General features: G+C 75.9%; 9 protein-coding genes. 7 read left to right on the forward strand and 2 right to left on the reverse strand.

Translation table 11 applies throughout. From position 1 onward, the window contains the following. The 3 genes from ABFY07_RS42165 to ABFY07_RS42175 all read left to right on the forward strand — a co-directional run. Positions 1–746: AAA family ATPase (locus ABFY07_RS42165; RefSeq protein WP_346179536.1), on the forward strand; the 746-nt coding region annotated here is incomplete at its 5' end. A gap of 65 nt (positions 747–811) precedes the next feature. After that, positions 812–1,282 carry a VOC family protein gene (locus ABFY07_RS42170; RefSeq protein ID WP_346179537.1) on the forward strand — a complete coding sequence of 157 codons (471 nt, stop codon included), beginning with the start codon at positions 812–814 and terminating at the stop codon, positions 1,280–1,282. Between the two features lie 284 nt (positions 1,283–1,566). Next, complete coding sequence (locus ABFY07_RS42175) at positions 1,567–2,253, forward strand: prephenate dehydrogenase (protein WP_346179538.1); 687 nt, start codon at positions 1,567–1,569, stop codon at positions 2,251–2,253. Between the two features lie 112 nt (positions 2,254–2,365). On the opposite strand, the gene ABFY07_RS42180 is transcribed toward ABFY07_RS42175, so the two are convergent. Next, entirely contained in the window at positions 2,366–3,478 is a 1,113-nt protein-coding gene (locus ABFY07_RS42180) for an MGDG synthase family glycosyltransferase (RefSeq protein ID WP_428837118.1), read from the reverse strand. A 232-nt stretch (positions 3,479–3,710) separates the two neighbouring features. Here ABFY07_RS42180 and ABFY07_RS42185 point away from each other — a divergent pair, with 232 nt between their 5' ends. From ABFY07_RS42185 to ABFY07_RS42195, 3 genes are read left to right on the forward strand one after another with little or no spacing between them, the layout of a single operon-like run. Beyond that, positions 3,711–4,526, forward strand: coding sequence for an SDR family NAD(P)-dependent oxidoreductase (locus tag ABFY07_RS42185; protein WP_346179539.1), 816 nt, complete (start codon positions 3,711–3,713; stop codon positions 4,524–4,526). Between the two features lie 4 nt (positions 4,527–4,530). After that, positions 4,531–5,511 carry a DMT family transporter gene (locus tag ABFY07_RS42190; RefSeq protein ID WP_346179540.1) on the forward strand — a complete coding sequence of 327 codons (981 nt, stop codon included), beginning with the start codon at positions 4,531–4,533 and terminating at the stop codon, positions 5,509–5,511. After that, positions 5,508–6,281 (forward strand): polysaccharide deacetylase family protein, encoded by a 774-nt coding sequence (locus ABFY07_RS42195; protein ID WP_428837119.1) that lies wholly within the window; start codon positions 5,508–5,510, stop codon positions 6,279–6,281. The genes ABFY07_RS42190 and ABFY07_RS42195 overlap by 4 nt, the downstream gene beginning before the upstream one ends. Positions 6,282–6,345: 64 nt before the next feature. On the opposite strand, the gene ABFY07_RS42200 is transcribed toward ABFY07_RS42195, so the two are convergent. Further along, on the reverse strand, positions 6,346–7,206 hold the full coding sequence (locus ABFY07_RS42200; protein WP_346179541.1) for an SMI1/KNR4 family protein: 861 nt from the start codon (positions 7,204–7,206) through the stop codon (positions 6,346–6,348). A 46-nt stretch (positions 7,207–7,252) separates the two neighbouring features. Between ABFY07_RS42200 and ABFY07_RS42205 the strand changes: the two genes are divergently transcribed. Next, positions 7,253–8,267 (forward strand): serine/threonine-protein kinase (locus ABFY07_RS42205; RefSeq protein WP_346179542.1); only part of this gene is annotated, 1,015 nt, incomplete at its 3' end.

Raw genomic sequence — 8,267 nt, forward strand, 5'->3', positions numbered from 1 at the left:
TGTTCGGCAGCGAGGACCGCATGGTCCGCCTGGACATGAGCGAATACCAGGAGAAGCACACCGTCAGCCGCCTCATCGGCGCCCCGCCCGGCTACGTCGGCCACGAGGAAGCCGGACAGCTCACCGAGGCGGTGCGGCGCCACCCCTACTCCCTGCTGCTGTTCGACGAAATCGAAAAGGCACACCCCGACGTCTTCAACACCCTTCTCCAGGTCCTCGACGACGGACGGCTCACCGACGCCCAGGGCCGCACCGTCGACTTCACCAACACCGTCATCGTCATGACCAGCAACCTCGGCTCGGAGGCGATCAGCGGCCGCGGCGCCGTCCTCGGCTTCGGACCCGAGGGCGCGGAGAGCGACGAACAGGCCCGCCGCGAGCGGGTGCTGCGCCCGCTGCGGGAACACTTCCGCCCCGAGTTCCTCAACCGCGTCGACGAGATCGTCATCTTCCGCCGGCTGACCGCCGGGCAACTGCGGCAGATCACCGACCTGCTGCTGGGGGAGACCCGGCGCCGACTGCACGCCCGGGGCGTGGCCATCACCTTCGCCCCCGAAGCCGTCGACTGGCTGGCCCACCGCGGCCACCAGCCCGAATACGGCGCCAGGCCGCTGCGGCGCACCATCCAGCGCGAGGTCGACAACCCGCTGTCCCGGATGCTGCTCGACGGCGAGCTCACCGAGGGCGGCGAGGTCCGGGTGGAGGTGGCGGAGGGGCGGCTGGTCTTCCGCACCGCCGACCGATGAGTTCTCGCGGCCCGGCCGGTCCTACCCGTACAGGCATCGCGCCGAGTCGGCAAGGAGAGCACATCATGCAGAAGATCACCACGTTCCTGTGGTTCGACGACCAGGCCGAGCAGGCGGCCCACCACTACACGTCCGTCTTCGAGGACTCCCGGGTGGTGGAGATCCAGCGCTACGGCGAGGCGGGGCCGGGGGAGCCGGGCACGGTCATGACCGTCACCTTCGAACTCGCCGGGCAGCGGTTCATCGCGCTCAACGGCGGCCCCCAGTTCACCTTCACCGAGGCCATCTCGCTCTCCGTGGACTGCGCCACGCAGGAAGAGGTGGACCGGCTCTGGGAGCGGCTGGGCGACGGCGGGGAGGCGGGCCCCTGCGGCTGGCTGAAGGACAAGTACGGGCTGTCGTGGCAGATCGTGCCCCGCAAGCTGACCGAGTTGCTGCGCGACCCCGACCCCGCCAAGTCCGCGCGGGTCATGCGGGCCATGCTCGCCATGAAGAAGATCGACATCCAGGGACTGGTGGACGCCTACCAGGGGTGACACCACCACCCGGGGGTGGCCGCCGTCCCCCCGCCGACGTGTCGGGAGAGGGGGCCACCTCCTCTCCCAACAGGTTTTCCCACCACCCGGGTTGCCTCCGCGCCCGGCGCTTTCCGGGCAGCTGACGTACCGTCGGACATGCGCACATCGGGGAAACGCGTGTGTTCGAAGGGGTGCGCAAGTGGATTCGATGGTGTTGTGTGGCGGTGTGGAGGGCACCGTACACCTCTGAACACCAGGCATAATCGCAGCTGCGATGGGCGCAGAAAGGGTACGAAGTGGTGGTGAACGCATTGAGTGCGGACAACAGTGTGGGTTCGACGATCGAGGCGCTGGAGGCTGAGCTTCCGCGACTTGAGGAACAGCAGGAGGCTCTCAAGAAGGATCTGGAAGCTGTCACCAAGCGACTGGAGGCCGTCAGCGGCGCGCTGAACAGCCTTCAAGCGCTGTCCAGCGTGCCGGCCCCGCAGAAGGCGCCGGAGGAGTCCGCCGAGGCCGCGCCGGCGGCCCCGGAGCCGGTGGCCGAGGACACGGCGGCCACGGCCGAGGAGCCCGCCGCCGAGGCGGCACCGGAGCCGGCCGCCGAGTCGGCTCCCGCCGGGCGGGCCGCCACCGCCACCGCCACGCGGAAGGCCGCCATCGGCCGTCAGCGCAGCAAGGGCAAGGCCAAGGCCCCCGCCGCCGCGCGGACTTCGAAGACCGCCGCCAAGAAGACGGCCGCCAAGAAGACCGCCAAGAAGGCCGTGGCGGCGCCGAAGACCGAGGCAGCGGCGGAGCGCCCCGGCGGCCTGTCGGAAAACGTGCTGGCAGCCCTGCGCAAGGCGGGCCGCCCGCTGCGCGCCGCGGAGGTCAACGAGGCCCTCGGACGCGAGGAGACGCGCACGAACGTCAACTCCGTGCGTAACACGTTGGAGCGACTCCGCAAGGCGGACCGGGCCAAGAGCGCCGGCCGCGGTCTGTACGAGGCCTGACCCAGGCCCAGGAGGTCGGCGCCTGACGGGCGGACACCGCCCATCCGCCGTCCCGGCAGGCGCCTCCTCGACGTCACACGCCCTCCCCGAAGCAGCTCCGGCCGCCCGCCGCTCACCCGGCGGCCCCGGCCACCCGGCCCGCCGCGGCCACCTCGGCCAGAGCGGCCGCCGCGTCGCCGACGAACAGGCGGCGTCCCGCCGCGACGCGGCCCTCGCGCACCGCGCCGGGGGCGGTGAGCGTGTCGAGCAGCCGTACGAGCTCCCACTCGTCCCGGGCCCGGTCGCTCACCCCCAGGGCCGCCATCCGGCGGACACCCTCCCGCCCGTGCCCCGGAATGGGGCGGTAGCCGACCACGGGCACCCCGGCGGCCAGCGCCTCCAGCGCGGTCTGCCCGGCGGCGTTGTCCACCACGGCCCGCGCGGCGGCCAGCAGCCCGGGCAGATCCGGTTCCCAGCCGACGGCCGACACCCCGGGCGAGCGCGACAGCTCTCGGCGCAGCCGCTCGTTGCGGCCGCACAGCGCCACCGGCAGATAGCCCGCCGAGGCCAACAGCCGCGCCGTGGCCGCCAGGCGGGTCCCGGCTCCCCACGCCCCCGCGGCCAGCGCCACCGGCGGCTTCCCGGGCGCGCGGGCCCCCAGGCGGCGCCGCCAGTCGGCCGCCCCCGGCGCGGGGGCGAGGAAACGCCCGGCCACCACCGGACCGGTGGCCACCGCGGGCCGGCCCACGGCCCGCCGCACGGCCTCGGCCGCCTCCGCGGTGACGCACAGATGCAGATCGTTGCCCGGGTGCAGCCATTGGCGGTGCACCGCGAAGTCGGTGACCACCACGGCGCTGGGCATGCTCAGCCGGCCATCCGCCCGAAGGTGGCCGGTGAGCTGGGCCGCGAGATGGAACACCGGTACGACCACATCCGGCCGCCACCGCTCCACCAGGTCCAGCAGACGACGCCCGGCGAGCGCCGCCAGCGGGGCGCTGCCCGGCCGCGGGCCGGCCCCGGGGCGGAAGAACGCCGCGTAGATCCCCTCGTAGAGGACGGGCAGATGGCGGATCGTCGCCCGGTATCCGGAGCGCAGCCCCGGCCCCAGCCCGGCCGGCAGCAGCGCGAGGACATCCGTCCGGTCCACCCGGTGTCCGCGGGCCTCCAGCCGCCGCGCCAGCTCCGCGGCCACCGCGTCGTGACCGGAGCCCATGCTGGCGCTCACCACCAGGAAACGCCCGCTCACCGCCGCTCCCGGTAAGGGCGTCGGGAGTGCCGGCGGGTGGGCGGCGGATGCATGGTCACCTCCGCGGGGTACGGGGCCGACGCGCCGCGTGCGGCGCGGGCGTACGGGGCGTGGGTGGGGCGTGTGTGGTGCGTGGCGAGGCTGATCGTGGCTAACTGGAGTTAACCGCTCCGCGTGTCGCCAAACCCGTACGGCGGCCACGTGCCCCGGTCGGCCGTCACAGGGAGTCGCCATGACCAGCCCCCTCCCGGACACAGGAACCCACCGCGGCCCGGCCCGGGACCCGGCGAACCCCGCCGCGGCGCGCGGGGTGGCGCTGGTGACGGGGGCCTCCTCGGGCATCGGCGCCGCCGTCGCGGACCGGCTCGCCGCCGAGGGCGGCTGGCGGCTGCTGGTCAGCGGCCGCCACCGGGAGCGGCTGGACCGCGTGGCGGCCCGCACCCGCGCCACCGCCCTCCCCGCCGACCTGGCCACCCCGGAGGGAAGCGGCCGCCTGGTCACCGCGGCCTTCCGGGCCGCCGGGCGGATCGACCTGCTCGTCGCGGGGGCGGGGATCGGCTGGGCCGGCCCCTTCGGCCAGATGCCGACCGCGACCATCGATCGGGTGATCTCCGTCGACCTGCTGAGCGCCGTACGCGTGGTGCGCCTGGTGCTGCCGCGCATGCTGGCCGAGGGGCGCGGACACATCGTGCTCATCGGATCGGTCGCGGGCGGCGTGGGGGTCAGGGGCGAGGCCGTGTACTCCGCCGCCAAGGCGGCGCTCGGCACCTTCGCCGACGCCCTGCGCTACGAGCTCCACGGCTCCGGGGTGAGGGTCACCCATGTGGTCCCCGGCGTGGTGGACACCCCGTTCTTCGCCCGCCGCGGCGCCCCCTACACCCGCCGCCGGCCCCGCCCGCTGCCCCCGGCCAAGGTCGCCGACGCGGTCTGGGACGCCGTGGCGCGCGGCCGCGACGAGGTGTACGTACCCGCCTGGCTGCGGCTGCCCGTGCTGGTCCGCGGCGCGGCCCCGGCGCTCTACCGGCGGCTGGCCTCCCGCTTCGGGTGACGCGGTGAACGACGCGCTGACCGTCCTGCTGGCGCTGTTGTCCGCACTGGGCAACGGCGCGGCGTCGGTGCTGCAACGGCGCGCCGCGATGGACCAGGTGGAGCAGGAGCGGCCACGGGAGCGGGGGCGGGGGCGCCGGGGGTGGTCGCGGCGGGCCCGGCAGTCCCTGCTCCGGCTGGCCCGGTTGCTGCGGCGCCCCTTCTGGCTGGCCGGCGCCGCGGCGATGGTGGTGTCGGCGGTGGCCCAGGTGGGCGCGCTGGCGGTCGGACGGCTCTCCGTCGTCCAGCCGCTGCTGGTGACCGAACTGCTGTTCACCCTGGTGGTGGGCAGCCTGGTGTTCCGTCACCGCCCGGACGGGCGGACCTGGCTGTCGTTCGTGACGCTCGCCGCCGGGCTGGCGCTCTTCCTCGTCGCGGCCGACCCCTCGCACGGCTACAGCACCGCGCGCAACGGCCGCTGGCTCCCGGTCGGGCTGCTCGCCGCGCTCGCCGTGGGCGTCCTGATCGCGGTGGCCCGCGCGCTGCGCGGCGCGGCCCGCGCGGCCGTCCTGGGGGGCGCCACCGCCGTGTGCTTCGCCTGCACCGCGGCGCTCATCAAGGAGTTCACCGGCCGCTTCCCCGGCGGCCCGGCCGCCGTGGTCACCAGCTGGCCGCTCTACGCCGTGTGCGGGGCCGGGCTGCTGGGCTTCCTGCTGCTCCAGAGCACCCTGCGGGCCGGCACCCTGGCGGCGTCCCAGCCCGCGCTCACCCTCGGCGACGCGCTGGTGAGCATCGCGCTGGGCTGGGTGCTGTTCGGCGAGCGCATCGTCCTGGGGCCGCGGATCATCCCCGAGGCGGTGGGTGTCGCCCTGATGGCCGTCGGGATCGTCGGGTTGACCCACGCGCCCGCCGTCGCCGACGGCTGGGACACGGCCACCCGGCCCACCCCGCGCGGCGCTCGCGGGGCCCGTGCCGCGCGCGGGACCGGAGGCGGCGGTTCCCCGTGAGCGGCGGACGGGCCGGGCCGGGCGCCGGGCACGACGGCCATGGCGCGCGGCACCGGGCCGCGACGGTGGCGACGGCCACCGCGACCCTGGTGGCGGCCGCGCACGCGGCCCCCGCCGTCACCTGGCTGCCGGGCGTGCGGCGCGCCGTCTGCCCCGCCCTGGCCGGCCGAGGCAGGCCCGACCACATCGCCCTCACCTTCGACGACGGCCCCGACCCCCGGTCCACCCCGCGCTTCCTCGACGCCCTGGACGAGCTCGCGGTGCGGGCCACCTTCTTCGTCCTGGGCGACGGCGTGCTGCGCCACCCGGGGACCGCGCGCGACATCGCCCGCCGGGGCCACGAGCTGGCCGTCCACGGCTGGACGCACAGCTCTCCCTGGCTGCCCACGGCCCCCCGCGACCTGCGCGAGGTCGCCCGGGCCGTCCGCACCCTGCGGCAGACCACCGGCGCGGTGCCGCGCTGGTACCGGCCGCCCTACGGAGTCCTCACCGGCGGTCGCACGCTGGCCGCCGCGCGGTCCGGGCTCAGCCCCGTCCTGTGGACCGCGTGGGGCCGGGACTGGACCGCGCGGGCCACCGCGGCCTCGGTGCTCGCCACCGTACGGCGCGATCTGCGCGGCGGCGGCACGGTGCTGCTGCACGACTGCGACCGGGCGGCCGAGGCCGGCTGCTGGCGGGCCGCGCTCGGCGCGCTGCCCGCCCTCGTCCGCGCCTGCCGGGACGAGGGCTGGACGGTCGGGCCGCTGGCCGAACACGGGATCGGCCGCTGAGCGCCCCGCCCCGCCCCGCGCCGCCCGCAACACGCGTCCGGCCCCGCCCTCGCCACGCCCCGCCTCAGGGCAGCGGCTGCCACGCGGCGGAGCCGTGGATCGTCGACAGCCTGACCACCTCACAGCCCGTCTTCCGCACCGCGCCCAGCACGGCGAGCCGTGCCCGCTCGCTGTCCTCGGGAGGGAACGCCACCCGGATCTGATGGCCGTACGCCGTCTCGTACGTCAGCTGCCAGCCGCCGTCCACCGTGGCGAAGTGGTCCTGCCGACTGCCGTCGTACGGGGACACGAAGCCACCCCGGTCGGCGGTGGGCGCCAGCGCCTCGCGCAGGATCCGCAGCCGCTCCGGATAGGGCCGCTCGCCCTCCGACAGCACGACGTACACATGGACCAGCTCACGCGCCGGGTCGAACCACGGAACCAGGTCGGCCTGGTTGTTGGGCATCGCCTCCGAGACGATCCGCCCGCTGATCCACCCCTCCAGGAAGCCGGCCGCGCCGGGCGGGTACTCCTCGTAGTCGTCGTCGCGCGACCACACCACGACCGGCCACTCGTCCGGCGGCCCCACCGTCCGCCAGCACAGATGGTGTCCGCTGCCGGTCACCGCCCACGCGAGCAGCCCGCCCGGCTCGGGGAACAGCGGGTACGGGTAGCGGTCGGGGAACATCGCCCGCGAGTCGCCGTAGTCCTCCAGCAGATCCGCCTCGAGCCGGACCGGGTTGTCCTCGCCGAACGGGGTGCGCACGCAGATGTGGTCGCAGAACTCGCCCCGCCCGTAGGTCTCGACCAGCGCCTTGAAGTCAGCGGGCAGCCGCACCCCCAGCGAGGCCTGGGCCTCCTCCCAGTCGCCGTGGCCGTCCACCGCCTCGGACGGCGGCGGCACACGGCGGACGAGCACGGACAGCGGGTCTTGCGAAGAGATCACCCGCACAGCGTAGACGGCCGCCGGAAGGCGTCTACGATCGCGGTTCGTGGTCGTGATCGAGAACCCGTTCCTCGCCCCCCTCGCCGGCGACGACCCGGCACGCCTCGGGCCCTACCGGCTGCTCGGCGTGGTCGGCGCGGGCGGCATGGGCAAGGTCTACCTGGGCGTGGACGCGGAGGGCCGGACCGCCGCCGTGAAGGCGCTGCGGGCCACCGGCGACCAGGACCCCGGGATGCCCGCCCGCTTCCGGCGGGAGGCCGAGGTGGCACGGTCGGTGCGCGGGCCCGGGATGGCGGCCGCCCTCGGACACGGGCTTGGGGACCAACGGCCCTGGCTCGCCTCGGAGTTCCTTCCCGGACTGACCCTGACCCGCGCCGTGGACCGGTTCGGGCCGCTCACCGAGGCCGACGTACGGGAGCTGGGGGCGCGGCTGGCACGGACGCTGGCGCGGATCCACGCGGCGGGGCTGGTGCACCGGGACCTGAAGCCGTCCAACGTGGTGCTCACCCGCGGCGGACCGTACGTCATCGACTTCGGCATCGCCCGGCCCGAACACGGAATGACCCTCACCGGCGCCGGGTCGGCCCCCGCCACGCCCGGCTTCGCCGCCCCCGAGCAGGTGCTGGGCCGGCGCACCGGGCCATCGGGCGACGTGTTCGCGCTGGGCGCCGTGCTCGCGTTCGCCGCCGGCGGGCGGCTGCCCTTCGGCGACGGCCATCCCGCGGCCGTCCAGTTCCGCACCGTCCACGAGGAGCCGGACCTGGAGGGCGTGCCGTCCGCCCTGCTGGGGGTGGTGACCGCCTGTCTGGCCAAGGACCCCGCCGAGCGCCCCGAACCGCACGAGGTGGAGCGCCGGTTGCGCGCCGAGGAGGGCGCGGCACGGGGCGGGCCGTGGCGCGCGGCGGGCCTGCCGCGCCTGCGGCCGCGCCGCCCCGCCTGGCGCTCCGGGCCGCTCGCCGTCGAACTGGCCCGCTGCGCGGCCGCCGTGGACCGCGCGGTCGGCTCCGCCGCCCCCGAGGGCACCCCGGCCCGGCGCCGGGTGTCCGCCGCGGCCGCGTGGG

The organism is Streptomyces sparsogenes subsp. cuspidosporus, from assembly GCF_039532705.1.
GTDB lineage: Bacteria > Actinomycetota > Actinomycetes > Streptomycetales > Streptomycetaceae > Streptomyces > Streptomyces sparsogenes.

Excerpts from the sequence above, each read along its gene's own strand:
- ABFY07_RS42170 (WP_346179537.1), top strand. The coding sequence starts at position 812 with ATGCAGAAGATCACCACGTTCCTGTGGTTCGACGACCAGGCCGAGCAG.
- ABFY07_RS42185 (WP_346179539.1), top strand. The coding sequence starts at position 3,711 with ATGACCAGCCCCCTCCCGGACACAGGAACCCACCGCGGCCCGGCCCGG.